The sequence below is a fragment of the Bradyrhizobium sp. MOS002 genome (genome assembly GCF_003020115.1).
Taxonomy (GTDB): domain Bacteria; phylum Pseudomonadota; class Alphaproteobacteria; order Rhizobiales; family Xanthobacteraceae; genus Bradyrhizobium.
Genome location: NZ_PYFX01000002.1, coordinates 724,242 through 748,197 on the forward strand (window position 1 = coordinate 724,242; position 23,956 = coordinate 748,197).

Genomic DNA, 23,956 nt, shown 5'->3' on the forward strand with positions numbered 1-23,956 from the left:
CGAAGTGGTCGACGGCTGCATCCGGGCCTAACGTCGTAGAGCCCATCCGACAAAGCGGATTTTTAGGGGATATCAAGGGCTTGGATAGGGCATTGGGCCCCGAAAAAGCCCCGTTCTTGCTTGCTTACAGAGGCTGCATCCTTTATCCGGTTGGCTGCCTCGCGTTCGAGCGGCCCCGGCCGTGATTGGGCTGGGCGCATCTAACAGATTGCATAGGGATTACCCGCGAATGGCCAATGTTGTCGTCGTCGGCGCCCAGTGGGGCGACGAAGGAAAGGGCAAGATCGTCGACTGGTTGTCGGAGCAGGCGGACATCGTCGTCCGTTTCCAGGGTGGCCATAACGCCGGCCACACGCTGGTGATCAACGGCAAGACCTACAAGCTGGCGCTGCTGCCCTCGGGCGTGCTGCGCGAGCAGAAGCTGTCGGTGATCGGCAACGGCGTGGTGTTCGATCCCACCGCCTTCCTCGACGAGGTCACCAAGCTGCGTGCTCAGGGCGTCGCCATCAGCCCGGAAAACTTGCGGGTCGCCGAGAACGTCACCCTGATCCTGCCGCTGCATCGCGAACTCGACGCGCATCGCGAATCTGCCAACGCGGCAACCGCGATCGGCACCACCCGCCGCGGCATCGGCCCGGCGTATGAGGACAAGGTCGGCCGCCGCGCTATCCGCCTGATGGACCTCGCCGATCTCGATACGCTGCCGCACAAGATCGACCGGCTGCTGGCGCATCACAATGCATTGCGCCGCGGACTGGGCCTGCCGGAGTTTGACGGCAAGGAGATCCTGAAGGAATTGACCGCGCTCGCGCCGCAGCTCTTGCCCTATGCCGAGACGGTGTGGCGGCTGCTCGACATCAAGCGGCGCGAGGGCAAGCGCATGCTGTTCGAGGGCGCGCAAGGCGCGCTGCTCGATGTCGATCACGGCACGTACCCTTACGTCACCTCGTCCAACACGGTGGCGGCGCAGGCCGCGACCGGTTCGGGCCTCGGCCCCGCCGCGGTCGGCTATGTGCTGGGCCTCTGCAAAGCCTATACGACCCGCGTCGGCCAGGGCCCGTTCCCGACCGAGCAGGACAATGAGACCGGCCGCAAGATCGGCGAGCGCGGCCGCGAGTTCGGCACCAATACCGGGCGTCCGCGCCGCTGCGGCTGGTTCGATGCGGTTCTGGTTCGCCAGGCGGTCCGGACCTGCGGCATCAACGGTCTGGCGCTGACCAAGCTCGACATTCTGGACGGCTTCGACACGATCGAGGTCTGCACCGGCTACAAGCTGGACGGCAAGGAGATCGACCACTTCCCCGCCGGCGAGGGCGCCCAGGCCCGGGTCGAGCCGATCTACGAGACCATCGAGGGCTGGAAGGAGCCGACCGCCAATGCGCGGTCCTGGGCCCAGTTGCCGGCCCAGGCGATTAAATATGTCCGCCGGATCGAGGAATTGGTGGGGTGCCCGGTCGCGCTGCTTTCCACCAGCCCCGAACGCGAGGATACTATCCTGGTACAAAATCCGTTTGAGGCTTAACGATCTCTTACCGGGACGCGCGTATAATTGAGTAGAAATGGCTGATTACTATCCGCTGATCGCCCGCGCTATTGCCGCCCTGGACCCCAACGCTCCCGGCGAGAGCCGTCGCGCGCTTTACGAGCGGGCGCGCACGGCGCTGATCGCGCAGCTCCGCAGCGTGCAGCCGCCCCTCTCCGAATCCGAGATCACCCGCGAGCGCCTGTCGCTGGAAGAGGCCGTCCGCAAGGTCGAATCAGAGGCTGCCCAGCGTGCCCGCGAGGCCTCGCGCCCCGCTGGCGGCGCCCGCAGCAGCGGCAGCGGCGATGCCTTCCGCCGCGCCAGCACCCGCGCCACCGAGGGCAACTCGCCCGCGCCCCAAACCGCGACCCCGCCGCGCACCCGTCCGGCGCCGCCGCCGCCGCGCGCCGACCGGCCCTCCTTCAACGTCGATGACCAGGGCGACGCCCCGCGTGCGCCGCGGGCTCCGCGTTTCGACGCGCCGCGCCAGCCGGGTCCGCCGGCACCGCCGTCGATGCCGGAGCCTCCGCCGGCTGGACGTGATCGCGCAAGTGTGCGCCGTCCGCCGGACATGGGTCCGCCGCCGCCGCTGCCGCCGGCACCGGGCGTGCGCGGCTTCCGCGACATCACGGCCGACGCCAATGATCTCGGCGGCGCCGCCGCGCAGGCCAACCGCGCCGCGCGCCGCACCTACGCCAACGTGCCTTCGCCCTCGCCGGAATTCGACCGGCTCGAGCCGAGCCTGGAGAATCGCGCCGCCGGGGCGGACGCGCCCTACTCCTACGACGAATCGATCGAGGAGGCCGAGCGCTACGCGCCGCAGTCGCAGCCGCAGCGTCCGCACATCCCCGTTCTCGACCGCGAACCCAAGAAGAAGCGCGCCCGAACCGGCTCCGTGTTTCCGTTCAAGAGCGCGATCGCCGTCGGCATCGTGCTGATCCTGGTCGGCGCCGGCATCCTCTGGGGCAAGCAACTGGTGCAGACCGCCACCAACCTGTTGAAGTCTTCGCCGACACAGGTGGTGGAGGCGCCCAGGGATTCGTCTCAGCCGCAGAGCAAGCCCAAGATTCCAGATCGCGTCGGCCAGCCCTCCGCCAGCGACCAGCCGGTCGCGCCGGTGGCGCAGAAGGTCGTGCTCTATGACGAGGATCCATCCGATCCGAAGGGCAAGCAATATGTCGGCTCGGTGGTGTGGCGGCTCGAGCCGATCAAGGCGTCGGGCAACCAGAAGGCCGACGTCGCAGTGCGCGCCGACATCGAGATCCCCGACCGCAAGTTCAAGATGACGATGTCGTTCCGCCGCAACACCGACTCCTCGCTGCCGGCAAGCCATACCGCGGAGCTGACCTTCGTCCTGCCGCCGGACTTTCCGGGCGGCGGCGTCTCCAATGTGCCGGGCATCCTGATGAAGTCGAACGAGCAGGCACGCGGCACGCCGCTCGCAGGCCTCGCGGTCAAGGTCACCGACGGCTTCTTCCTGGTCGGCCTCTCCAACGTCGACGCCGACCGCGGGCGCAACGTCCAGCTGCTGAAAGAGCGCTCCTGGTTCGACGTGCCCCTGGTCTACGCCAACCAGCGCCGCGCGATCATCGCCATCGAGAAGGGCGCTCCCGGCGAGCGCGCCTTCAACGACGCCTTCGCGCAGTGGGGCGACTAGATCTCTACTCCGTGAGACCTCGGCCTGCATGGTTCGAGACGCCCGCCTTGGCGGGCTCCTCACCATGAGGGTTTGATATCTCGCCGCGAAACGAGACCTCATCCTGAGGGCCCGCCCCTTGGGCGGGCGTCTCAAAGGATGGCCGCAGGTACGCTCTCTCTACTGCGCGGCAGCTTCCCGCTTGCGCGATCCTGTCGCGGCTGCGGCCTCGCGGTCCATCACGGCGCGGCAGCCGGGGCTGACCTGAGCCTTTTTCTGCACCATGCAGGCCCTGATCCTGGGGATGTCGGGGATCTCGCTCGAGCACAGCCGCATGGCATCGCCGGAGCACATCTGCTGCGCTTCGGATGAGAAGGAAAGGCTGGGCGATGTCTGGAATGCGATGGCTGCCGTTGTGACGGCGAAGAGAGTTGCGATGGTCTGGTAGCGTGTCATGCGGAATGCGTCCCCGAGTTCCGTGGGCTTGAGCCACTTGGTTTTGGGGCGCCGCACGCGGCTTGATCTGCCGCATGTCACAGCCTTCACGCCGGGATCTCAATCCCGCATGTGGTCGCTCGATCTCTCGTGATGTTCGAATCGAAAAGTGCTGCGCCGCCCGATTCAAGTATGCGCCATTGTCGCGCGGCCGCAATGGCAGGCAAAAAGGAAATCGCAATTGTTGCGCGCACGTCACGCACAATGCGACTCGCGTCCGATCAGATCAACCGATCGGAGGACACGCTGGCTTGTTCCGCATCGCTTGCGGCAAGTGCAGCGTGCTCCTCGACAGCCGTAACGCCCTTGGCGGTGAGCTCGAACAGATCGCCGTCCTTCATCACGTAGCCGTCGGCGATCAGTTGTCCCACCTTGCCTTGCCGATCATCGGCGAAGGCGACCGATTGGCTGATGTCCCTCAGGATCGAGAGCTGTTCGTCGCGCAACATGGCTTCACTCTCCGTTCGCCGGGGATGGTTCCGGTCCTCACATGCCGTGGCTCTGAAAGACCTTGCTGCAAGACCGCGACAGTTTGGCCCGGTTGGCTTGCAAGCAGCCTTGTACCGCCATGTCGTTGCCGAGGTCCTTGCGGCAGAAGCGCGAGGCGTCCCGCGAACAGGCCTGCTGCTCCTGCGGCGAACCCATATGGCCTTGTGCGAAAGCGGGCGCGCTCGACAGGCCGCTCACGGCCGTCAGCGCGATCGTCGCCAGGAAGAACAGTTTGCGGGACATCGGCGGCTCCAAATCTGACACGTGCGTTTCAAGTCCTGTCTGAACTCGTCGCTATGCCGCTTGTTCCCGGCGCAGAGCCGCCACCCGCCGCTATTCAAGGTTCCCGCAGCGCTGCTATAACGGGGCCGAAGGATGAGGGTGCCTGATGAAACGCTATCTCGTGTTTGCGCTGGTTGGCCCGTTCGTGGGCGGGTTCCTGTTGCTGCTGACGACGACCTATCAGTCCGGCTATTGGACCCAGACCAGTCTCGGTGAGGTCGGCAAGCTGTTCGCGGTGTTCTTCAAATCCCTGCAATACAGCTATCTGTTCGGCTTCCTGCCCTCGCTGATGATCGGTGCGGTCGACGACATCCTGATCCACATCCGCCGGATCGGTCCGGTGCTGCGGATGCTGCTGGTCGGCGTGTTCGCCTTCATCCTGGCCTCGCTGACCTACAGTTCGCGCGGGCCGGACTCGGGCGCGGTGCAGTTCATCCTGTACGGCCTCGTCGGGTTCGTGCCGGCGGTGATTTCATCCTGGCTCGTGCATAGATATGTCGCGGAGCCGCAGCCGGCGGCAGCACCGACCTGAACGCATCGTTCTCGATCACGCCGCAGCAACCTCCGCCCCGCTGCCGCGTTCCCTACAGGCCATGACCATGTCCGATGACGATATTGTTGCTCCGCGTCGATCCGGTTCGGGAAGCCGCGCGGGTGCGGCCTCTTCAGGCCCCGCGGGGCGTGGGCCGATCATCGATCAGGACGGTCAGGAGATCCGGCCTGAAACGCTCGAGCAGGGCTTTCGCGAGTTTCGCTCCGAGTTCGGGAAGGATAGCCCCTTCGCTGGCAACCCGTTTGGCAATCTGACGCGCGAGCAGCGGATCGCGCGGATCGAGGCGATCGCAAAGCTGCTCGACGTCGCCTTCGTGCTGCCCGGAACCAATATCCGCTATGGCATCGACGGGTTGATCGGATTGATCCCCGTCGTCGGCGACATCATCACCACCGCGATCTCGCTCTGGCTGGTGCGAGAGGCGAGGGCGCTCGGGGCGCCCTGGTACATCACCGCGCGCATGCTCGGCAATGTCGCCCTCGACGGCGTCGTCGGCATCGTCCCGTTCGCGGGCGACGCGTTCGATGTCATGTTTCGTGCCAACATGCGCAACGTGCGCCTGCTCCGCCGCTGGCTCGACAAGCAGCCGCGCATCTGACACTCCCCAAAACGCAAAAAGCGCGACGGCCTTTCGGCCATCGCGCCTTCGGCGCACATCGGAGTGCTTCGAAAACTTATGCCGCGTCGGCGGCGTCGGTGCTGGCTTCCACCGGCTTGCGGTGACGGGGCAGCGGGAAGGCTTCGCTCTCATAGAGCGAGCGGATGCCGTTCTGGTCGAAGCGCGCTTCCTCGACCTGGAGATAGGCGCCGTTCAGCGAGTCCGTCGGCAACTGCTCCATCGCGAACTGGACGGCTTCGGCCGCGGTGCCGAACCGGCGATAGGTGAAGCCTGCACGCTTCTTCTTGCGGATCGCAGCGGGGAAGAGTTCGGCGGAAGTGTTGAAGTTGAACGGACGCAGTGGACGCATGGTCAAAGACCTCGTGATCTCTCTGGGGCTTTAAGCGCGTGGGGTTGGGACGGGCAGAGGCCACCATTCAGTGGGCGCCGCACATGTCATTTTCGTCCTCTAATATAGCCCGTTTTGACAAAATTGCGACCCCCGCGATGCGAGATGATGAATCCGCGCATGGCAGCTCCGCAACTCGGAAAATTGCAATAATATCAGTGGTTTGAATGGTTTATAGCTTGCCAAGAAGCAGCAGCACGAGCAGCACCACCAGGACGAGGCCGCCGATCCCCATGCCGGAATGACCCATTCCGTAGCCGTAGCCACCGACGCGGCCCGACAGGCCGCCGACGAGATAAATGATCACCAGGATGATCAGGATGGTCCCAAGCGTCATGGCATCCTCCCTGGCGGCCGCCGCAACGCCATGGCCGGCCGCACCACCAAGGAAGAAAAGCACATCGCGCCGCCCGGTTCCATGACGGAACCGGGCGGCGTGCAAGGTTTATTTCGGTTCGAGCTTCAGCGCTGCGGAATTGATGCAGTAGCGCAGGCCCGTCGGCCCCGGGCCGTCGGGGAAGACATGGCCGAGATGGCCGCTGCACTTGGCGCACAGCACCTCGGTCCGGACCATCCCGTGGCTGACGTCCCGCTCCTCGTCGATATGGCCCTCGACGGCGGGCTGGGTGAAGCTCGGCCAGCCGCAGCCGGAATCGAACTTCGCGTCGGACTCGAACAGCTCGTTGCCGCAGCCGGCACAGGTATAGATGCCGGCGCGGTGGTCGTGTTCATATTCGCCGGAGAAGGGACGCTCGGTCGCCTTCTCGCGCAGCACCGCGTATTGCATCGGCGACAACTCGCTGCGCCATTGCTCTTCGCTCTTGATGACCTTGTCGTCCGTGGTTTTCGTCTTGGTGTCGGGCATGGGTCTCCCGTTTTTTCGATGATCTTGTTTTCGGTGATCTCGCGATCAGTTGGTGGCCTTGCTGGCGCTCACCAGCGTCGGCTTCTCGATATAGTTATCCGCGAACAGCTTTTTCAGGTTCTCGACCTTCGGGAGGTCGTTGTAGGCGATATAGGGCTGGTTCGGGTGCAGGGTCAGATAATCCTGGTGGTAGGCCTCCGCCGGATAGAACGCCTCCAGCGCGCCGACCTTGGTCGCGATCGGCTTGCTGAACACCTTGGCGCCGTTGAGCTGGGCGATATAGGCCTCGGCCACCTTCTTCTGCTCGTCGGAGGTGGTGAAGATCGCCGAGCGATATTGCGTGCCGGTGTCGGGGCCCTGACGGTTCAGCTGGGTCGGGTCGTGCGCCACCGAGAAGTAGATCTGCAGGATCTTGCCATAGGAGATCTTCTTCGGGTCGTATTTGATCTCGACCGATTCCGCGTGGCCGGTCCGGCCGCCCGAGACGGTCTGGTAGTCGGCCGTCGCCTTGGTCCCGCCGGCATAGCCGGAAACCGCGTTGATGACGCCTGCGGTGTGCTGGAACACGCCCTGCACGCCCCAGAAGCAGCCACCGGCGATCACGGCGGTCTGGGTCGCGCTTGCGGGCGCCACATCAACGGCGGGAGCGGGGATCACGACCGCATCCTCTGCGGCCCGGGTCGGCGCGGCAAAGGCCAGCGTCAGGGCGGTGGTTGCGGCGAGCAGGGACAGGATGGCAGGTCGGCGCATGGCGATCCTCTTTCCGAAGGTCTGATAGTCTAGGGCGGTTGGGGCCGGGCGAACAGCCTGCCCGGCATTTTCGGACATTCGAGATACGGGCGGTCCGGGTAATTGTTACGGCCGGATGGACACGAGTCTGTGAAACGCGCCGCCTGGAGCAGCCCGGCTTGGCGAGGACCGGAACTCCGGGCTAGATGAACCGGCGCGATCGGTGATCGACTTAAAGAATGATGGCTGGAGCTGACCTGACAACATGCTGCGCGTCGCATCCCTGACCCTCGTCGCTGTGCTCGCCATCCTGGCCGGCTGGAGCTCGATCGCGGCGGCCGATCCGAAGCCCGGCGACGACCTCGCCATTTGCCGCGACCGCCAGGCGGATGCGCAGGCGAGGGCGCAGGCCTGCGACAATCTGCTCAACGCCGACCGCGTCGCCGGCAAGGACAAGGCCATCGCGCTCTCCGTGCGCGGCAATACGCTGATCAACAAGCGCGACTACGTCCATGCGATCGAGACCTTGTCCATGGCCGTCGACCTCGATCCCGACAACGTCGTCACGCTCAATTTGCGCGGCCTCGCCTACGAGCGGACGGGCCAGGACGACCATGCGATGGCGGACTACAATATCGCGCTCCAGAAGCGCCCGACCTACGGTGTGCCCTACAACAACCGCGGCATCATCCAGTTGCGCCGGGGTGCGTTGCAAAGCGCGCTCGACGATTTCAACCTGTCGATCAAATACGCGCCAAAATTCCTGCTCGGCTACACCAACCGCGCCCGGGTGCGCACGCTGATGCAGGATTTTGACGGCGCGATCGCCGATTTCGCGGAGGCCGAGAAGATCGAACCGGCCGCGCAGCAGATCACCGGCAACCGCTGCATCACCTACGGCATGATGGGCAAGTTCGACCAGGCCTTCGCCGACTGCAACGGCCTGATCGAGAAGCAGCCGAAGAACGTGTACGCGATCAACAATCGCGCCGACGTCAACATGCTGAAGGGCGATTTCGACGCCGCGCTGAAGGACTACAATACGGCGATCCAGATCAACCCGAACAATGTCCGGGCACATTCAGGTCGCGGCCAGATCTACGAGCGCAAGAAGGACCTCGCCCAGGCCCGTGCCGACTATCGTGCGGCGGCCTATTCGCTGACGAAATTCGACGAGCTCGACGTCGCGCGCGCCCGCGCGATCGCGCAGGAGCGATTGGCCGCGCTGACCCCGCAGCCGTCGGCCGGATCGACGGGGCGCCGCGTGGCGCTTGTGATTGGCAACGGCGCCTACAAGAACGTCCACGCCTTGCCGAATCCGCCACGCGACTCGAAAATGATCGCAGCCGTGCTGCGCGATGTCGGCTTCCAGACCGTGATATCCGTCAGCGACCTGACCCGCGACAAGTTCTTCGAAGCGTTGCAGACGTTTGCCGCCGAGGCGGAGAAGGCGGATTGGGCGGTGGTCTATTACGCCGGCCACGGTTTCGAGATCGGCGGCGTGAACTATCTCGTTCCCGTCGATGCCAAGCTTGCCGCCGACAGGGACGCCGAGACCCAGGCGGTCGCGCTGGAGCAGGTGATCGCCGCCGTGGGCGCCGCGCGAAAAGTGCGTCTGGTGATGCTGGATGCCTGCCGCGACAATCCATTCGCGCCGACCATGCAGCGCACGCTGTCGCTCAAGTTGGTGGACAAGGGCTTTTCAAACATCGAGCCGGGCGCCGGCTTCATGGTGGTCTACGCCGCCAAGCACGGCGAGACCGCGATGGATGGCGACGGCGGCGCCGACAGCCCGTTCGCCACCGCGCTCGCGCGGGAGATCAAGGTGCCGCGCGTCGAGATCCGGAAGCTGTTCGACATCGTCCGCGATGACGTCTGGCTGGTGACCAAGCACGTGCAGCAGCCGTTTTCGTACGGCTCGCCGCCGGGGCGCGAGGATTTTTATTTCGTGGCGGGGAAGTGAGGGCTGCGCTCGAATTGTAGCCCGCATGAGCGTAGCGACATGCGGGTCCTTCTGTCCCGGATATCGCTTCGCTCATCCGGGCTACCGCAGCCTCACACCACAATGCTCAGCCGCTTCGCCGCCCGCGTAATTCCCGTGTACAGCCACCGCGCGCGGCTCTCCTGAAACGCAAAACTCTCGTCGAACAGCACGACGTCGTCCCATTGCGAGCCCTGCGACTTGTGCACGGTCAGCACGTAGCCGTAGTCGAACTCGTCATAGGGCTTGCGCTGCTCCCAGGCGATCGCCTCGACGCCGCCCTCGAAGCAGTCGGCGCGCACCGAGACCTTCGTCACCTTGTGGCCGAGATCCTCGTCCGGCGACAGCCTCATGCTGAGAATGCGGGATTTCGAGCGCGAGGTGTTGCGCGACTTCACGCGCCACAGCCCGCCGTTGAACAGGCCCTTCTTGCGGTTGTTGCGCAGGCAGACCAGCTTGTCGCCGGCGACGGGGAAGACGTCCTCGATGTTCTGGCGCTGCCGCACGCGCATGTTGTACGCGCGCCGCGTGTTGTTGCGGCCCACCAGCACCTGGTCGGCGGCCATGACGCGATCAGGATCGAGCTCCTTGCGCGACACCACCTCGCTCTCGCCGTAGCGGCCGATGTCGAGCTCGCGGCCCTCGCGGACGTCCATCGACATCCGCACGATCGGGTCGTCCTGGGCCTGGCGGTGCACCTCGGTCAGCATCGCGTCCGGCTCGGTATTGGTGAAGAAGCCGCCGCCCTGGATCGGCGGCAGCTGCGCGGGATCGCCCAGCACCAGCAGCGGGCAGTCGAACGACATCAGGTCGCGGCCCAATTCGGCATCGACCATCGAGCATTCGTCGATCACGATCAGCTTGGCCTTGGAGGCCGGGGCGTCGTCCCACAGCTCGAAGCTGGGCTGCTCCTCGCCGGATTCGCGGGTGCGGTAGATCAGCGAATGGATGGTGGAGGCTTCGTCGCACCCCTTGTTGCGCATGACCAGCGCCGCCTTGCCGGTGAAGGCGGCGAACTTCACCTCGCCGTCGACGCCGTCGGCGATGTGCCGCGCCAGCGTGGTCTTGCCGGTGCCGGCATAGCCGAACAGGCGGAACACCGGCGGCGTGCCGTTGCGGCCGGGTTTGGCCTTGAGCCAGTCGCCAACGGCTTTAAGCGCGGCATCCTGATGCGGGGTGAATGTGGCCATGTCTGCTTTGAGGAGGGGGCGAAACGGAGCGATTCGCCAGCCCTCAAACTAACCATTCGCCCCGCCGGTTCAAGCGGGCCTCGCCCCTATTGCCAGCCGGGAACGCCGCGCATGTCGGGCAGGTGGTGGGCGATGCCCTTGTGGCAGTCGATGCAGGTCTTTTCCTTGGTGAACAGGAAGCGCTGGTGGGCGACCGAGGCCCGCGGCGACTGCTTGGTGATGTCCATGGAATCGGCGCTGTGGCAGTTGCGGCACTCCAGGGAATCGTTGGACTTGAAGCGCGCCCATTCATGCGCCGCCAGCTCGAGCCGGTGATCCTGGAATTTCTCGCGGGTATCGATCGTCCCGAAGAGTTTGCCCCAGACCTCCTTGGAGGCTTGCATCTTGCGGGCGATCTTGTCGGTCCAGTTGTGCGGCACGTGGCAATCCGGACAGGTCGCGCGCACGCCGGAGCGGTTGGCGAAGTGGATGGTCGACTTCAGCTCGGCGAAGACGTTGTCCTTCATCTCGTGGCAGCCGGTGCAAAATTTTTCGGTGTTGGTCAATTCCAGTGCGGTGTTGAAGCCGCCCCAGAAGATCACGCCGGCCATGAAGCCCGCCAGCACCAGCACGCCGAGCCCGAACACCGAGCTCGGCCGGATCAGCACCTGCCAGAGCTCGCGCGCAAAGTCCAGGCTTCGCGCGACGAAGCCGCGTTTGGCCTTCATTCCCTCGTCGGGCTCATCGGCGGTCGTCGTCATCGGCGGCCACCGGGGCTTGCGCGCGACAGCAGCGTATCGATGTCGGTGAAGTCGTTGCTGACGGGCGGATTGGCGGTGTTCTGCGGCACGTGGCACTCCGTGCAGAAGAAGCGGCGCGGCGAGATCGAAGCCAGAAACTGGCCGTCGCGATCCATGAAGTGGGTGATCGAGACCATCGGCGCTTGCGATTCCGCGATGCGCGCCCGCGCATGGCAGGACAGGCACTTGTTGCCGTTGAGGTCGATCTGATAGCCGTCGATCGTATGCGGGATCACCGGCGGCTGTTCCGGATAGTTGCGCACTTCCCTTTCGGAGGTGTTGCGGTTCGGCAGCATCGGCGGCGCCGGTCCTTCGTCGTTGAGCGGCGTCGGGCCGCGCAGGCCTGACGTCACCGTCTGCGCGGTCAGCGAGCTCGCGCCGGCTGCGATCGCGACCGCGAGCAGCGCGATTCCAAGTCGTTTCATCATGACACGTTCACCCGCTCGATGCGCACGGCGCACTTCTTGTAATCGGTCTGCAGCGAGATCGGATCGGTGGCGTCCAGCGTCACCTTGTTGATCAGCTTGGATTCGTCGAACCACGGCACGAATACGAGGCCACGCGGCGGCCGGTCGCGGCCGCGGGTCTCGACGCGGACACGGATGAAGCCGCGGCGGGACACCACCTTCACCTCGTCGCCGCGGCGGATCTTCGCCTCCTGCGCGTCGTCAGGATGCATGAAGCACACGGCCTCGGGGAAGGCCTTGTAGAGCTCGGGCACCCGGCGCGTCATGGTGCCGGAATGCCAGTGCTCGAGCACGCGGCCGGTCGAGAGCCAGTAGGGATATTCGTTGTCCGGCGATTCCGCCGCCGGCTCGTAAGGAAGGGCGAAGATGCGTGCCTTGCCGTCGGGATAGCCGTAGAACTGCACGTCGGTGCCCTGCTTGACATAGGGGTCGCTGCCTTCGCGGAAACGCCATTTGGTTTCCTGGCCGTTGACGACAGGCCAGCGCAGGCCGCGCTCGCGATGATAGGTGTCGAACGGCGCGAGGTCGTGGCCGTGGCCGCGGCCGAAGGTGGCGTATTCCTCGAACAGGCCCTTGTGGACGTAGAAACCGAACGCCTTGGACTCGTCGTTGAGGTAGCCCTGCTCGATGTCGGAGACCGGAAACTTGTCGACCTCGCCGTTCTTGTAGAGCACGTCGAACAGCGTCTTGCCGCGCACGTCCGGCTTCTTGGCGATCAGCTCCTCCGGCCACACGTCCTCGATCTTGAAGCGCTTGGAGAATTCCATGAGCTGCCAGAGATCGGACTTCGACTCGCCCGGGGCAGCGACAAGCTGATGCCAGAACTGCGTACGCCGCTCGGCATTGCCGTAGGCGCCTTCCTTCTCCACCCACATCGCGGTCGGCAGGATCAAATCGGCGGCGAGTGCCGTCACCGAAGGATAGGCGTCCGAAACCACGATGAAATTGTCGGGATTGCGGAAGCCGGGATAGGTCTCCTCGTTGGCGTTTGGGCCGGCCTGGAGGTTATTGTTGACCTGCACCCAATAGGCGTTGATCAGGCCGTCCTTCAGCATCCGGCTTTGCAATACGGCGTGCGCGCCGGGCTTGTCGGGAATGGTGCCCTCGGGCAGCTGCCAGATATGCTCGGCCTTGGCGCGGTGCTCCTTGTTGGTGACGACCATGTCGGCCGGCAGGCGGTGCGAGAAGGTGCCGACCTCGCGCGCGGTGCCGCAGGCCGAGGGCTGGCCGGTCAGAGAGAACGGGCTGTTGCCGGGCGAGGAGATCTTCCCCGTCAGAAGGTGAATGTTGTAGATGAGGTTGTTGCACCAGACGCCGCGGGTGTGCTGGTTGAAGCCCATGGTCCAGAACGAGACCACCTTGGTCTTGGGGTCGGCATAGAGCTCGGCCAGCGCCTCCAGTCGGTTGAGCGGCACGCCCGACATCTCGGCCGCCTTCTCCAGCGTGTACTCGGAGACGAACTTGACGTACTCGTCGTAGCTCATCTCGGTGGAATCGTTGGCCTTTGCCGCGCCCGTCGCCTTCTTCTGCAGTGGATGCTCGGGCCTCAAACCATAACCGATGTCGGTCTGGCCGCGCCTGAAGATGGTATGCGCGGCAACGAAGTCCTTGTTGACCCGGCCGGTCTTGATGATGTGGTTGGCGATGGCGTTGAGCAGATAGAGATCGGTCTGCGGCTTGAAGATCATGCCGATGTCGGCGAGGTCGAACGAGCGATGCTCGAAGGTCGAGAGCACGGCGACGCGAACATGCGGCGCGGACAGCCTGCGGTCGGCGAGGCGCGTCCACAGGATCGGATGCATCTCCGCCATGTTGGAGCCCCACAGCACGAAGGCATCGGTGGCCTCGATGTCGTCATAGCAGCCGGCCGGCTCGTCGATGCCGAAGGTGCGCATCATGCCGGCCACGGCGGAGGCCATGCAGTGCCGAGCATTGGGGTCGATGTTGTTGGTGCGGAAGCCGGCCTTGAACAGCTTCACGGCCGCATAGCCCTCCCAGACCGTCCACTGGCCGGAGCCGAACATGGCGACGCCGTTGGGCCCGCGCTTCTTGATCGCCTCCTTCCACTTCACCTCCATGATGTCGAAGGCTTCGGTCCAGGTAACAGGCGTGAACTCGCCGTTCTTGTCGTATTTGCCGCCCGTCTTGCGCAACATCGGCTGCGTCAGGCGGTCGTGGCCGTACATGATCTTGGAGAGGAAGTAGCCCTTGACGCAGTTGAGGCCGCGATTGACCTCGGCCTTGATGTCGCCGTGCGTGGCGACGACGCGATTGTTCTTGGTCGCGACCATCACGGAGCAGCCGGTGCCACAGAAGCGGCAGGCGGCCTTGTCCCATTTCAATTCGGCGACGTCGCGCTCGGCGACGAGGTTCGCAGCGAGCGCTGGTGCCGGCATGCCCGCAGCGGCGGCCGCGATGGCGGCGGCCTCGAGCTTCAGCATCTGGCGGCGGTCGAGCTTTGGCGATGTCATAATGGCTCTTCCTGACTCAGGCGGTTTCAATGGCGTGGAAGACCAGCGCTGCGGAATAGACGTCGGGCAGCGACTGGATGGTGTTGAGCAGGGTGCCGAGGCTGCCGGAATCAGGCGCCTCGGTCACGACGATGAGCTTGCCGCGCGGGTCGCGGCCGTGGATCTCGCAGCCGGCAAGGGCGGTGATCGCGGCTTCCAGCTGGTCCAGACGCTCGGGGCGCGCCTGCACGATGATGCTGGCAATTTCGCAGCCTGGCGGCGCGACGACGCGGTCGGTGCTGAGCACCCGGCCGGTAATCAATGCTCGGCGGTTGAGTTTGGATTCGGCCATGATGCCTGTCTTTCGCTTCGAGGAGATCAATGCGGGGAGGGCGGCGGGCCGGGAGGGCCGGCGAACATCTGGTAGATCCAGACGCCAAGCCCGTATGTGCCGACCGTTCCGACCGCGAGAACGGGCATCACGACCGCGGTCAGGAACAGGAATGCGAAAATCTCCATGCGCTTACGGCGCACGCGCGAAGTCGCGTCGTCTGGGGCCGACATATTCGGTCTCGTCTGAAATGTGGGGATTGGGACGGCATCCGGGCCGTTGCCTTGCTGCATTTTAGATGCAGCAGGGCCACCGGCGCGTTGATCTGGATCAATCCGTCCATTAGCGGCGGTCGCCGCGGACGGAGCCACAACCGCAATTTTGGGTTGTTCCCGTGCGAAGGCGATGCGACAGTTTGACATCGAACGGGGATACGAGTTGTGACCGCGACAGGGCTGACGGCGATCGATGTCGGACTTCGCGGCGCTGCGAGCGGCGTATTCCTGTTGATCGTTCTCGTGGCCTTGCTGCGTCGTGCGACCGGCCAACAGGCTTTGCTGGGCATCGCGATGTGCGCAGGCGGCATATTCTATGCGATCGCGACGGCGCCCAACCTTCCCAAATCGTCATGGTGGTGGGTGTTGCCGATCCTGTCCGCGCAGCCTGCGGTCTTCTGGCTGTGGGCGCGCGCGGCGTTCGACGACGATTTCGTCCTGAGGCGTTGGCACGGTGCCCTGTGGCTCGCCATCGTGGCTTTCGGGTTTGCGATCACGCTGGGCTGGGCGTACTGGCCCGCTTTGGCCGGCGCAGGCGGGCGAGCTCTGGCTCTGGCCACCCTGGTGCTGGCCCTCGCTGCCGCGGTTCAGACGGTCAAGACCTGGCGAGCCGATCTGGTCGCGCGGCGACGCCGACTGCGGCTGGCGATGCTTGCGATCAATGTCGTGCTCATCGCGACCGTCGGCGTCGCCGGCTTCGCCGCAATTCCCGTCGCGGTTCCCGGTGCGCCGGGCAGTCTCCCGACCGCGCTCGGGCTGTTCGTGGTGGCCATGCTTGCCGGCATCGGCCTGTTCAGCGCGCCGGCGATGGCCGTCAATGACGCCACGGCCGCGATCGCATCCGGCGAGGCGGGGAGGCAAGCCCCGGCCGCCGATCGCGCCGCCGCGGGGCGGATCGTCGTCGACCCGATCCTGCTCCGGCGCCTCGACCATCTGATGACGGTGGAGCGAACCTACCGCCAGGAAGGTCTCGCGATCGGGGCGCTCGCGGCTCGGCTCGACGTTCCCGAGCATCGGCTGCGCCAGGCGATCAATGAAGGGCTGGGCTATCGCAACTTCAATGCTTTCCTCAACCGCTACCGTATCGATGACGCCAGGCTGGCACTGTCCGACGTGACACAGCGGGAGGTCCCGGTGCTGACCATCGCCATGGATGCGGGCTTCCAGTCGATCGGACCTTTCAATCGCGCGTTCAAGGCCGAAACCGGCATGACCCCGACCGAATTCCGGCGTGAGGCGCTGAGCCGGCCCGACAGCTCTGAACTCAGCCAGCCGCGCCGCGAAATCGGCTAGCCGATTTTTGGATCAGGCGAGAACGCCCTGTGCCGATTGGTTAGACCGTCCAGCATAAACTACCCATCCAGCCGGAACGAGCCTATCCATGTCCCACTCCACCGCCGTCACCCCTGCATCGGAAAGGCTCCACGCCCTCGACGCGGTCAGGGGTCTTGCCCTGCTGCTGGGCATCGTCCTGCACGCGACATTGTCGTTTGTGCCGGCGTCGCCCCGGTTCTGGATCATCCAGGACACCCATCCAAGCGCCGCTCTGGGCCTACTGTCCTTTACCATCCACGTCTTCCGGATGACGACCTTCTTCCTGATGGCCGGCTTCTTTGCCCGCATGAGCGTTCACCGCCGGGGAAGTTGGGGCTTCGTCAGGGACAGGCTGCAGCGGATCGGCCTGCCGTTCGTGATCGGCTGGCCGCTCGTGTTCATGCCGATAGCCCTGATCGTGAGCTGGGCATCTCACTTTCCAGATGGCGGTCTGATCCACCCCGCGTCCGGCTGGCTGCCGGCATTGCCTAGGTTCCCCCTGACCCACCTCTGGTTTCTTTATGTACTGCTGGAGCTCTATGTCGCGACGCTCCTGCTGCGCGGCGCAATTGTGTGGCTTGATGCATCAGGTGCGCTACGCATGGTGTTTGATCGCGTCTTCGCGCGGATCATGCGAAATCCGCTGGCTCCCCTGGTTCTGGCAATCCCGATCGGCATCGCCTTTTGCCTCGACCATCGTTGGATCAACGTGATGGGCGTGAGGACGCCGGATCAATCGCTCGTCACCAATGCGCAGGCCTGGATCGGCTTCGGCACCGCATTTGGCGTCGGTTGGTTCCTGCATCGGCAGATCGTTCTGCTGCGGCTCATCGAGCGACGCTGGCTGGCGTATGTGCTGCTCGCGCTCGGCCTGATCCTGGTCAGCTTCGCGTTGTCAGGCGTGATGTTGTCGCAGCCTGGCGCGCCGAAACTGCCGGTCAGCTTCGCCACGCTCAGGCTGATCTCCGCCGTCCTCTACGCACCGGCGATTTGGGTTTCCACATTCGCGGTCCTCGGCCTCGCCCTCCGCTTCATGTCCGGCTTCAGTCGGACGTGGCGCTACCTCGCCGATGCATCCTACTGGCTCTATCTGATCCACATGCCGATCGTGATGGCGCTGCAGGTCGCTCTGTCGCAGCTCGACTGGCCCGGGCTGATCAAGTTCGCCGTCATTCTCGTCGTCGCGCTTCCTCCGATGCTGGCGAGCTATCATCTGCTGGTGCGCTTCACCTTCATCGGTGTGGTCCTGAATGGCCGCCGTGCTGAAAAGCACCTTCTCCCGCAAGGCGGAATTGCGACCGCGTAGACAGCGCCGCCCCACGCATTAAGATGCCGGCAACAAAAATATAAGCGGCAAGAAAACTTGCAGGAAAACTTGGGAGAGGCGTCATGAAGTTCGGCATCTTCTATGAGCTGCAACTGCCACGTCCCTGGGTGGCCGGCGACGAGCTCAGCCTCTACCAGAACGCGCTTTCGCAGATGGAGCTTGCCGACCAGCTCGGCTACGACCACGCCTGGGTCGTCGAGCATCACTTCCTCGAGGAATATTCGCACTCGCCTTCGCCGGAATCCTTCCTCGCCGCCGCCAGCCAGCGCACCAAGAACATCCGGCTCGGCCACGGCATCCTCCAGCTCACGACGAACCATCCCGCTCGCGTCGCCGAACGCGTCGCGGTGCTCGATCTGCTCTCCAACGGCCGCTGCGAATTCGGCATGGGCGAGAGCGCCTCCATCACCGAGCTCACGCCGTTCGGCCGCGACATGGAGACCAAGAAAGAGGTGTTCGAGGAAGCCGTCGCGGCGATCTTCCCGATGTTCAAGGACGCGGGAAGCGAGCATCACGGCAAATATTTCGACATCCCCTTGCGCAACGTCGTCCCGAAGCCGGTGCAGAAGCCGCATCCGCCGCTGTGGATGGCCTGCTCGCAGCTGCCGACCATCGAGCGCGCCGGCCGCCATGGCTTTGGCGCGCTCGGCTTCCAGTTCGTCAGCGCGGACGCCGCGCATGCCTGGGTGCACGCCTATTACAACGCCATGACCAAGCGTCTCGCCAAGCTCGCCGACTACGAGATCAACCCGAACATGGCGCTGGTGTCGTTCTTCATGTGCGCGAAGACGGACGAGGAGGCCCGCGCGCGCGCCGACGGCGCCACCTTCTTCCAGTTCGCGTTGCGCTTCTACGGCGCCTCGCAGAATCGCCAGCGTCCGGCGCCCTACACCGTCAACATGTGGGACGAGTACAACAAGTGGAAGCGCGACAATCCGGAGGCCCAGGAGGCCGCGCTGCGCGGCGGCCTGATCGGCTCGCCCGAGACCATCCGCAAGAAGCTGAAGCGTTTCCAGGGCTCGCACATCGACCAGGTCATTTTGCTCAACCAAGCGGGCAAGAACAGCCACGAGCACATCTGCGAATCGCTGGAGCTGTTCGGCCGCGAGGTGATGCCGGAATTCCAGAATGATCCGGCGCAGGCGGCCTGGAAGCAGGGCGTCATGAGCGGCGAGATCCAGCTCGAGGAAATCGACACCGAGGCCTTCACCGACCGCTACGGCAAGCTCGCCATCAGCGTTCCGCCGGCGAAGGCGGCGGCGGGGTAGGGGGGCTACTCATGGAAAAGCACCGAATCTATACGATGAGCTTCGCAAGGGTGTACCCGCTGTACGTTGCGAAGGCGGAGAAGAAGGGACGGACGAAGGCTGAGGTCGACCAGATCATCTCCTGGCTGACAGGCTATGGTCAGAAGCAGCTGGAAGCTCAACTGAAAAAGCAGACGGACTTTGAAACCTTCTTTGCGAAGGCGCCTCTCATCAATCCCCTGCGAGCCCTGATCAAAGGCGTCGTATGCGGCGTCCGGGTCGAGGATATCCAAGCTGATCGATGAGCTGGCCAAGGGAAAGGCGATGGACAAGATCTTGCGAAAAACGGACTCCTGATCGGCGCCCTCGGTCCACTCGGCTCGGCGGCGTTGCGCGGGCCATGCCGACGAGCTCCGTCTTCCGCCGCGCCGCCAATGCTGATAACTTTCAGCAAAAGGCGATAGGGAGAAAGCGATGCGGTCTCGGTCTGTGCCCGCAAATCCGGCGGCCGGCGATGTCACGGCCGCGGTGCTCGCCATCGGGCGCCCCGATTTTCCCAAGGTGCTGATCGACACGCTGCGCCGGCAGGCCGGGGTTGGCCATTGCATGGTGTTTGCATTGAGCCGTGCGGGCGCGGCAAGTTGCCTGCTGGATGCCGGCAATATCCCGACCGGCGGCGATCTCGGCGCCGCCTATGCCGGGCAATTTCACGAGTCCGATCCAAATCGCGATGCGCTGTTCGAAGCCGGAATCAGCGAGCCGATCGTACTGCCGTCGTTCGCGCCAAGCATGTACGGCGCGCGCTATCGCAAGATATTCTTCAAGGACTCGGACATCGTCGACAAATGCGCGACCGCGATCTGGACTGGCGACATCTGCTTCTATGTCAACTTCTACCGCATCACGGCCCAGGGCCGCTTTCGCGACGTCGAGCGTGCGCGACTCCAGGCCATCGCACCTGCGATTGGTGCCAGCGTCGCCCGTCATTTCCAGCGGGCCGCGACCGCGCCGCTCGACCAAAACCTCGCCGCGCTGTTCGCGACCCGCGCGCCACTGTCCGCGCTGACGCCGCGCGAGCAGGACGTCTGCCGCCGCATCCTGCTCGGTCTCAGCTCCGAGGCGATCTCGCAAGCGCTGGGCATCAGCCTGCATTCGACGCTCACTTATCGCAAGCGCGCCTATGAGCGACTCGGGATTTCATCGCAGAACGAGTTGTTTGCGATCGTGCTGGGTCTGCTCGCGGGGCCTGACGACCTGAATTGACGGTGCGCCATCACCGCTTTTTCATGGGGAGTTCAGGCGCCTGATGTTAACGCACACTCACACCGCAACTAAGCCTGTTTCGCGATCTGACTTCATTTCTGGCTGGCGGGACGTCCCGTCCGAGAGGATCTCTTCTGTCAAAACGGAGAAATGCGCGAGCTCCGTTGGGCCAAACATTGTTGAGATAGCGACGTCGGCGGCGTCGCGCCCGCGAGCAATGACAATTCGACCAATGCGGGGATGATTGTGTCGAGCGTCGAACGTATACCAACGCCCTCCGATATAGGCTTCGAACCACGCACTGAAATCCATCGGCGCTGGGTCCAGTGGAACACCGATATCACCCAAATATCCCGTGCAGTATCGCGCGGGAATGTTGACGCATCGACACAACGCGACCGCCAGATGGGCGAAATCCCGGCATACCCCGATGCGCTCCTGGTGCCCTTCCGAAGCCGTCCGATCGCTACGAGCGAAGCGATAGCCAAACTGAATGCGGTCGTGAACGTAGTCGCAAATGGCCTGCACCCTCTGCCATCCGCCATCGACATGGCCAAACGTGGACCAAGCAAGATCCGAGAGCTTTTGGGTATCGCAGTAGCGGCTTCCCAAAAGATACATCAGCGCGCTATCGGGTAGTTCGTGGAGGGGCACCTGTGGGGCATTCGGCGCCACTGCATCGGGCAATCCGCTATCCTTGATGATGAACTCCGTGCGGATTTCGATTCGCCCGGCGGGCGCTACAAGGCGGGTGCACACATTGCCGAAAACATCGGTGTAGTCCTTGGCCAGGACATTCGGCGAAATCCGCATGGAATGGTCTGTCAGCAGATCTGCCTTCCGGGACGGATGGACGGTGAGCATGAGCACCATCGGAACCTCCTGGAAGCAATTGAATGCGATATCGTAACCCGCCCGGATCCTCACGACCGTCTCCCTGCCTGTCACCATTGACAGTGCACACAAAGCTCGATCGCCTCGCTTGTTCCTCGGAATCGGCTTGTAATTTGCTGAAATCCTAGGCAGTCGTGCGAGGCGCACAATTCACCTTCCCGCTTGGAATCGATGCGCGAACCGGGTCATATCTCAAGGTCCTGAGCAAATGCGATGACCCTTTACACTGTCCATCACAGCACGGTTTATCGCTATCGCCGACCAGTCAGGCTTGGTCAGCATCAGATGCTTTTTCGACCGCGCGACAGCTTCGACCAGCGCCTGCTCGACTGCCGCCTTGTCGTAAGACCAGAGCCGGCGGAAATTCGCTGGATCCACGACGTCTTTGGCAACTGCCTAACGTTGATCGACTTCAATACCAATGCAGAGACGCTTGAGTTCGAAACCACCATTCGCCTCGAGCATACTCCCGAGAACTCGCCCGACTTTCGAATCGAGGAGTACGCTCGAGCGCACCCATTCACCTATGACGAAGGCGAGCTTCCGGACCTTGCGCCATACATTCGCCGTCAGTTTCCTGACGGTCAATGCATAGAGGACTGGTTGTCACGCTTCATGGAGCTCGGGAAAATCCGGCCAACCGGCCAGTTGTTGATGACGCTCAACGAAGCAATCGCTGAAAGCGTTTCATATCAGCGCAGGACGTCGCGAGGGACGCAAACGCCAGCCGAGACGCTCAGCTCTCAACAAGGGACTTGTCGTGACTTCGCCCTTCTCATGATTGAAGCAGCTCGCCTGCTGGGCTTCGCAGCCCGCTTCATGACCGGATATATTTATGTGCCCGATCGCGACGGACCAGTAAGGCTCGGTGGCGGCTCGACGCATGCGTGGTGTTCGATCTACATCCCCGGTTCCGGCTGGGTGGAATTCGATCCCACCAACGGCATCGTGGGAAATCGCGAGTTGATCAGAGTTGGCGTTGCTCGAACTCCGGGTCAAGCTGTTCCGCTCTCCGGGAGCTATTGGGGCGAACCTGACGACGACGCCGGGATGGAAGTCGCGGTCAACGTGAAGTCGGAGTAACCACAAGAGCTGCTGCAAAATCTTCCCTGCCGTAACGAGCTTCAGGACCCCGAACGTCCCTACCTGCAGTACTCCCAATGGCCGCTTGATGAAGCGCGAGTTGATCGAGCCATGTCCTGAATCGCCGCTCGAGTATCGGATGCTGTTCTACACATTGCCGGGCAACGCGTGGCGGGTTGACGCCATGCTCCCGCTGCTGAACGAACCCGCAGCTTGGTCCGATCGTTGCGAACGGCGCTTCCGCGAGTTGCCTGGTTTAAAGAGCTGGCAGATCGACTATTGGCTGACGCGTGGTCGCGCGTTGGTGGACGCTTAGTCTGCCGTCCCTATCGCTGGGGACAGACGCCGGCCACGTGGCTTGCTAGTCTGGCCTGAAGGACACGAGAATCCAGGGAGAAGCCGCCTTGAGTACCGCGCCGCGCATCGACATCGACCCGGCCGCATTCTGGGCCGATCCCTATCCGATGCTCGCGACAATGCGCAAGGAGGCGCCGATCGCCTTCGTGCCGCAGCTCGGTTCGACGCTGCTGACGAGCCGCGACGACATCTCGATCTCCGAGAAGCAGATCGACGTGTTCTCCTCGCACCAGCCCGCAGGCCTGATGAACCGGCTGATGGGCCACAACATGATGCGCAAGGACGGCGAGGCGCACCAGATCGAGCGCCGCGCGATGTTTCCGACGGTGTCGCCGAAGACGGTGAAGGCGCACTGGGCCGCGCTGTTCCAGGCCCATGCCGACCGCATCATCGACGCGATCGCGCCCGGGCGGATCGATTTCATGCGCGATTTCGCGTTGCCGTTCTCCGGCGAATGCCTGAAGTCGATCACCGGCCTCACCAATATCGGCTTTGCCGACATGGACGCCTGGTCACAGGGCATGATCGAGGGCATCGCCAATTACGGCGGCGACGCAGCCGTCGAGGCGCGTTGCCATGCGGCGACCTCGGGTATCGATGCGGCGATCGACGACATCCTGCCGGTGATGCGCAAGCATCCCGACCAGAGCATCCTCGGCGTGCTCCTCGCCTCGGGCATGGCGATGGAGAGCGTGCGCGCCAACGTCAAACTCGCGATATCAGGCGGCCAGAACGAGCCGCGCAAGGCGATCGCCGGCACGGTGTGGGCGCTGCTGAGCCATCCCGACCAGCTCGATCTCGTGCGCAAGAACGAGGTGACGTGGCTCCAGGCCTTCGAGGAATATGCCCGCTGGATCTCGCCGATCGGCATGTCGCCGCGGCGCATCGCAAAGCCTTGGACCATCCGAGACGTTTCGTTCGAGACGGACGAGCGGGTGTTCCTGATGTTCGGCTCGGCCAACCGCGACGAGAAGCATTTTGAGCGCGCCGACCAGTTCGACGTGCGGCGTGATACGGCCAAGAGCGTCGCATTCGGCGCCGGCCCGCATTTCTGCGCCGGCGCCTGGGCCTCGCGCGCCATGATTGCCGACGTCGCACTGCCGACCTTGTTCGCGCGTGCCGGTCGGCTCGAGATCGCAGATGACGAACCCGTGCGGATCGGCGGCTGGGCGTTCCGCGGGCTGCAAAATCTGCCGGTGAGATGGTCTTAGCAGTTTCGGTGTCATCGCCCGCCTTGTGCGCAATTGCGCACTGGAGCGGGCGATCCAGTACGCCGCGGCGGTTGTGTGACGCATTGAAGTCTCAGGAATACTGGATTCCCCGCCTTCGCGTGGAATGACAGTTGAGATGGAAGACGCTTCGCGCCACGACAGCTCCCAGTCCGCCATGATGCCATCCTGCTCCTGTTTTGGCCGACGAG

26 protein-coding genes and 1 pseudogene are annotated in these 23,956 nt (G+C 64.0%); 13 read left to right on the forward strand and 14 right to left on the reverse strand.

Annotation, left to right across the window (positions count from 1 at the left end; all coding sequences use genetic code 11):
* Window positions 1–229 precede the first annotated feature (229 nt).
* Together C7G41_RS08075 and C7G41_RS08080 are read left to right on the forward strand one after the other, a co-directional pair.
* Window positions 230–1,522 carry an adenylosuccinate synthase gene (locus C7G41_RS08075; RefSeq protein ID WP_027570404.1) on the forward strand — a complete coding sequence of 431 codons (1,293 nt, stop codon included), beginning with the start codon at window positions 230–232 and terminating at the stop codon, window positions 1,520–1,522.
* A gap of 37 nt (window positions 1,523–1,559) precedes the next feature.
* Window positions 1,560–3,179, forward strand: coding sequence for a hypothetical protein (locus C7G41_RS08080; RefSeq protein ID WP_106942032.1), 1,620 nt, complete (start codon window positions 1,560–1,562; stop codon window positions 3,177–3,179).
* Between the two features lie 159 nt (window positions 3,180–3,338).
* On the opposite strand, the gene C7G41_RS08085 is transcribed toward C7G41_RS08080, so the two are convergent.
* From C7G41_RS08085 to C7G41_RS08095, 3 genes are all read right to left on the reverse strand, one after another.
* On the reverse strand, window positions 3,339–3,614 hold the full coding sequence (locus C7G41_RS08085; RefSeq protein ID WP_373681102.1) for a hypothetical protein: 276 nt from the start codon (window positions 3,612–3,614) through the stop codon (window positions 3,339–3,341).
* Window positions 3,615–3,874: 260 nt separating this feature from the next.
* Window positions 3,875–4,102 carry a hypothetical protein gene (locus C7G41_RS08090; RefSeq protein ID WP_106942034.1) on the reverse strand — a complete coding sequence of 76 codons (228 nt, stop codon included), beginning with the start codon at window positions 4,100–4,102 and terminating at the stop codon, window positions 3,875–3,877.
* A gap of 37 nt (window positions 4,103–4,139) precedes the next feature.
* Window positions 4,140–4,385: a hypothetical protein gene (locus C7G41_RS08095; protein ID WP_199198245.1), complete on the reverse strand. Its 246-nt coding sequence runs from the start codon at window positions 4,383–4,385 to the stop codon at window positions 4,140–4,142.
* A gap of 145 nt (window positions 4,386–4,530) precedes the next feature.
* Here C7G41_RS08095 and C7G41_RS08100 point away from each other — a divergent pair, with 145 nt between their 5' ends.
* Entirely contained in the window at window positions 4,531–4,956 is a 426-nt protein-coding gene (locus tag C7G41_RS08100; protein WP_106942036.1) for a DUF5413 family protein, read from the forward strand.
* A 61-nt stretch (window positions 4,957–5,017) separates the two neighbouring features.
* Window positions 5,018–5,575: a DUF4112 domain-containing protein gene (locus C7G41_RS08105; protein ID WP_106942037.1), complete on the forward strand. Its 558-nt coding sequence runs from the start codon at window positions 5,018–5,020 to the stop codon at window positions 5,573–5,575.
* 76 nt (window positions 5,576–5,651) lie between these two features.
* Here C7G41_RS08105 and C7G41_RS08110 read toward each other — a convergent pair whose 3' ends face one another.
* From C7G41_RS08110 to msrA, 4 genes are all read right to left on the reverse strand, one after another.
* On the reverse strand, window positions 5,652–5,945 hold the full coding sequence (locus tag C7G41_RS08110; RefSeq protein WP_007596188.1) for a hypothetical protein: 294 nt from the start codon (window positions 5,943–5,945) through the stop codon (window positions 5,652–5,654).
* Between the two features lie 211 nt (window positions 5,946–6,156).
* Complete coding sequence (locus C7G41_RS08115) at window positions 6,157–6,321, reverse strand: DUF3309 family protein (RefSeq protein WP_081747975.1); 165 nt, start codon at window positions 6,319–6,321, stop codon at window positions 6,157–6,159.
* 108 nt (window positions 6,322–6,429) lie between these two features.
* Window positions 6,430–6,849 (reverse strand): peptide-methionine (R)-S-oxide reductase MsrB, encoded by a 420-nt coding sequence (msrB, locus tag C7G41_RS08120; RefSeq protein WP_007614118.1) that lies wholly within the window; start codon window positions 6,847–6,849, stop codon window positions 6,430–6,432.
* Between the two features lie 45 nt (window positions 6,850–6,894).
* Window positions 6,895–7,599: a peptide-methionine (S)-S-oxide reductase MsrA gene (msrA, locus tag C7G41_RS08125; RefSeq protein WP_106942038.1), complete on the reverse strand. Its 705-nt coding sequence runs from the start codon at window positions 7,597–7,599 to the stop codon at window positions 6,895–6,897.
* A 244-nt stretch (window positions 7,600–7,843) separates the two neighbouring features.
* Between msrA and C7G41_RS08130 the strand changes: the two genes are divergently transcribed.
* The gene (locus tag C7G41_RS08130; protein WP_106942039.1) at window positions 7,844–9,541 is read left to right on the forward strand and encodes a caspase family protein; all 1,698 of its coding nucleotides are present in this window, start codon (window positions 7,844–7,846) and stop codon (window positions 9,539–9,541) included.
* A gap of 92 nt (window positions 9,542–9,633) precedes the next feature.
* Here C7G41_RS08130 and C7G41_RS08135 read toward each other — a convergent pair whose 3' ends face one another.
* From C7G41_RS08135 to napE, 6 genes are all read right to left on the reverse strand, one after another.
* Window positions 9,634–10,749: an ATP-dependent RecD-like DNA helicase gene (locus C7G41_RS08135; protein ID WP_007596183.1), complete on the reverse strand. Its 1,116-nt coding sequence runs from the start codon at window positions 10,747–10,749 to the stop codon at window positions 9,634–9,636.
* Window positions 10,750–10,835: 86 nt separating this feature from the next.
* Window positions 10,836–11,489 (reverse strand): NapC/NirT family cytochrome c, encoded by a 654-nt coding sequence (locus C7G41_RS08140; protein WP_106942040.1) that lies wholly within the window; start codon window positions 11,487–11,489, stop codon window positions 10,836–10,838.
* The gene (locus tag C7G41_RS08145) at window positions 11,486–11,956 is read right to left on the reverse strand and encodes a nitrate reductase cytochrome c-type subunit (protein ID WP_199198246.1); all 471 of its coding nucleotides are present in this window, start codon (window positions 11,954–11,956) and stop codon (window positions 11,486–11,488) included. Before C7G41_RS08145 ends, C7G41_RS08140 begins: the two co-directional genes overlap by 4 nt.
* Entirely contained in the window at window positions 11,953–14,466 is a 2,514-nt protein-coding gene (gene napA / locus C7G41_RS08150) for a nitrate reductase catalytic subunit NapA (protein ID WP_106942042.1), read from the reverse strand. Before napA ends, C7G41_RS08145 begins: the two co-directional genes overlap by 4 nt.
* Window positions 14,467–14,482: 16 nt before the next feature.
* Window positions 14,483–14,797, reverse strand: a complete 315-nt coding sequence (locus tag C7G41_RS08155) for a chaperone NapD (protein WP_106942043.1) — start codon at window positions 14,795–14,797, stop codon at window positions 14,483–14,485.
* Between the two features lie 26 nt (window positions 14,798–14,823).
* The gene (napE, locus tag C7G41_RS08160; protein ID WP_106942044.1) at window positions 14,824–15,009 is read right to left on the reverse strand and encodes a periplasmic nitrate reductase, NapE protein; all 186 of its coding nucleotides are present in this window, start codon (window positions 15,007–15,009) and stop codon (window positions 14,824–14,826) included.
* Between the two features lie 207 nt (window positions 15,010–15,216).
* Between napE and C7G41_RS08165 the strand changes: the two genes are divergently transcribed.
* The 5 genes and pseudogenes from C7G41_RS08165 to C7G41_RS08185 all read left to right on the forward strand — a co-directional run bounded on the left by C7G41_RS08165 (window position 15,217) and on the right by C7G41_RS08185 (window position 20,202).
* On the forward strand, window positions 15,217–16,344 hold the full coding sequence (locus C7G41_RS08165) for a helix-turn-helix domain-containing protein (RefSeq protein ID WP_199198247.1): 1,128 nt from the start codon (window positions 15,217–15,219) through the stop codon (window positions 16,342–16,344).
* 88 nt (window positions 16,345–16,432) lie between these two features.
* A complete protein-coding gene (locus tag C7G41_RS08170; RefSeq protein WP_106942046.1) occupies window positions 16,433–17,671 on the forward strand; it encodes an acyltransferase family protein in 1,239 nt (412 codons plus the stop codon).
* 83 nt (window positions 17,672–17,754) lie between these two features.
* Window positions 17,755–18,960: an LLM class flavin-dependent oxidoreductase gene (locus tag C7G41_RS08175; RefSeq protein ID WP_106942047.1), complete on the forward strand. Its 1,206-nt coding sequence runs from the start codon at window positions 17,755–17,757 to the stop codon at window positions 18,958–18,960.
* Window positions 18,961–18,971: 11 nt separating this feature from the next.
* Window positions 18,972–19,296: pseudogene (locus C7G41_RS08180) on the forward strand (DUF2200 domain-containing protein).
* Between the two features lie 117 nt (window positions 19,297–19,413).
* The gene (locus C7G41_RS08185) at window positions 19,414–20,202 is read left to right on the forward strand and encodes a LuxR C-terminal-related transcriptional regulator (protein ID WP_106942048.1); all 789 of its coding nucleotides are present in this window, start codon (window positions 19,414–19,416) and stop codon (window positions 20,200–20,202) included.
* 57 nt (window positions 20,203–20,259) lie between these two features.
* On the opposite strand, the gene C7G41_RS08190 is transcribed toward C7G41_RS08185, so the two are convergent.
* Complete coding sequence (locus C7G41_RS08190) at window positions 20,260–21,129, reverse strand: transglutaminase family protein (RefSeq protein WP_106942199.1); 870 nt, start codon at window positions 21,127–21,129, stop codon at window positions 20,260–20,262.
* Window positions 21,130–21,309: 180 nt separating this feature from the next.
* On the opposite strand from C7G41_RS08190, the gene C7G41_RS08195 reads away from it, so the two are divergent.
* The 3 genes from C7G41_RS08195 to C7G41_RS08205 all read left to right on the forward strand — a co-directional run bounded on the left by C7G41_RS08195 (window position 21,310) and on the right by C7G41_RS08205 (window position 23,747).
* Complete coding sequence (locus C7G41_RS08195) at window positions 21,310–22,179, forward strand: transglutaminase family protein (protein WP_106942049.1); 870 nt, start codon at window positions 21,310–21,312, stop codon at window positions 22,177–22,179.
* An 88-nt stretch (window positions 22,180–22,267) separates the two neighbouring features.
* Window positions 22,268–22,495, forward strand: coding sequence for a hypothetical protein (locus C7G41_RS08200; protein ID WP_199198248.1), 228 nt, complete (start codon window positions 22,268–22,270; stop codon window positions 22,493–22,495).
* Between the two features lie 88 nt (window positions 22,496–22,583).
* Window positions 22,584–23,747, forward strand: coding sequence for a cytochrome P450 (locus C7G41_RS08205; protein ID WP_106942050.1), 1,164 nt, complete (start codon window positions 22,584–22,586; stop codon window positions 23,745–23,747).
* Window positions 23,748–23,956: the final 209 nt, after the last annotated feature.

Coding starts and splice junctions, on each gene's coding strand:
- C7G41_RS08085 (WP_373681102.1), bottom strand. CDS start 3,614: ATGACACGCTACCAGACCATCGCAACTCTCTTCGCCGTCACAACGGCA.
- C7G41_RS08110 (WP_007596188.1), bottom strand. CDS start 5,945: ATGCGTCCACTGCGTCCGTTCAACTTCAACACTTCCGCCGAACTCTTC.
- C7G41_RS08155 (WP_106942043.1), bottom strand. CDS start 14,797: ATGGCCGAATCCAAACTCAACCGCCGAGCATTGATTACCGGCCGGGTG.
- msrA (WP_106942038.1), bottom strand. CDS start 7,599: ATGCGCCGACCTGCCATCCTGTCCCTGCTCGCCGCAACCACCGCCCTG.
- C7G41_RS08175 (WP_106942047.1), top strand. CDS start 17,755: ATGAAGTTCGGCATCTTCTATGAGCTGCAACTGCCACGTCCCTGGGTG.
- C7G41_RS08140 (WP_106942040.1), bottom strand. CDS start 11,489: ATGACGACGACCGCCGATGAGCCCGACGAGGGAATGAAGGCCAAACGC.
- C7G41_RS08080 (WP_106942032.1), top strand. CDS start 1,560: ATGGCTGATTACTATCCGCTGATCGCCCGCGCTATTGCCGCCCTGGAC.
- C7G41_RS08135 (WP_007596183.1), bottom strand. CDS start 10,749: ATGGCCACATTCACCCCGCATCAGGATGCCGCGCTTAAAGCCGTTGGC.
- C7G41_RS08105 (WP_106942037.1), top strand. CDS start 5,018: ATGACCATGTCCGATGACGATATTGTTGCTCCGCGTCGATCCGGTTCG.
- napE (WP_106942044.1), bottom strand. CDS start 15,009: ATGTCGGCCCCAGACGACGCGACTTCGCGCGTGCGCCGTAAGCGCATG.
- C7G41_RS08185 (WP_106942048.1), top strand. CDS start 19,414: ATGCGGTCTCGGTCTGTGCCCGCAAATCCGGCGGCCGGCGATGTCACG.
- C7G41_RS08130 (WP_106942039.1), top strand. CDS start 7,844: ATGCTGCGCGTCGCATCCCTGACCCTCGTCGCTGTGCTCGCCATCCTG.
- msrB (WP_007614118.1), bottom strand. CDS start 6,849: ATGCCCGACACCAAGACGAAAACCACGGACGACAAGGTCATCAAGAGC.
- C7G41_RS08090 (WP_106942034.1), bottom strand. CDS start 4,102: ATGTTGCGCGACGAACAGCTCTCGATCCTGAGGGACATCAGCCAATCG.
- C7G41_RS08195 (WP_106942049.1), top strand. CDS start 21,310: ATGACCCTTTACACTGTCCATCACAGCACGGTTTATCGCTATCGCCGA.
- C7G41_RS08095 (WP_199198245.1), bottom strand. CDS start 4,385: ATGTCCCGCAAACTGTTCTTCCTGGCGACGATCGCGCTGACGGCCGTG.
- C7G41_RS08145 (WP_199198246.1), bottom strand. CDS start 11,956: ATGATGAAACGACTTGGAATCGCGCTGCTCGCGGTCGCGATCGCAGCC.
- C7G41_RS08170 (WP_106942046.1), top strand. CDS start 16,433: ATGTCCCACTCCACCGCCGTCACCCCTGCATCGGAAAGGCTCCACGCC.
- C7G41_RS08115 (WP_081747975.1), bottom strand. CDS start 6,321: ATGACGCTTGGGACCATCCTGATCATCCTGGTGATCATTTATCTCGTC.
- C7G41_RS08200 (WP_199198248.1), top strand. CDS start 22,268: ATGAAGCGCGAGTTGATCGAGCCATGTCCTGAATCGCCGCTCGAGTAT.
- napA (WP_106942042.1), bottom strand. CDS start 14,466: ATGACATCGCCAAAGCTCGACCGCCGCCAGATGCTGAAGCTCGAGGCC.
- C7G41_RS08100 (WP_106942036.1), top strand. CDS start 4,531: ATGAAACGCTATCTCGTGTTTGCGCTGGTTGGCCCGTTCGTGGGCGGG.
- C7G41_RS08075 (WP_027570404.1), top strand. CDS start 230: ATGGCCAATGTTGTCGTCGTCGGCGCCCAGTGGGGCGACGAAGGAAAG.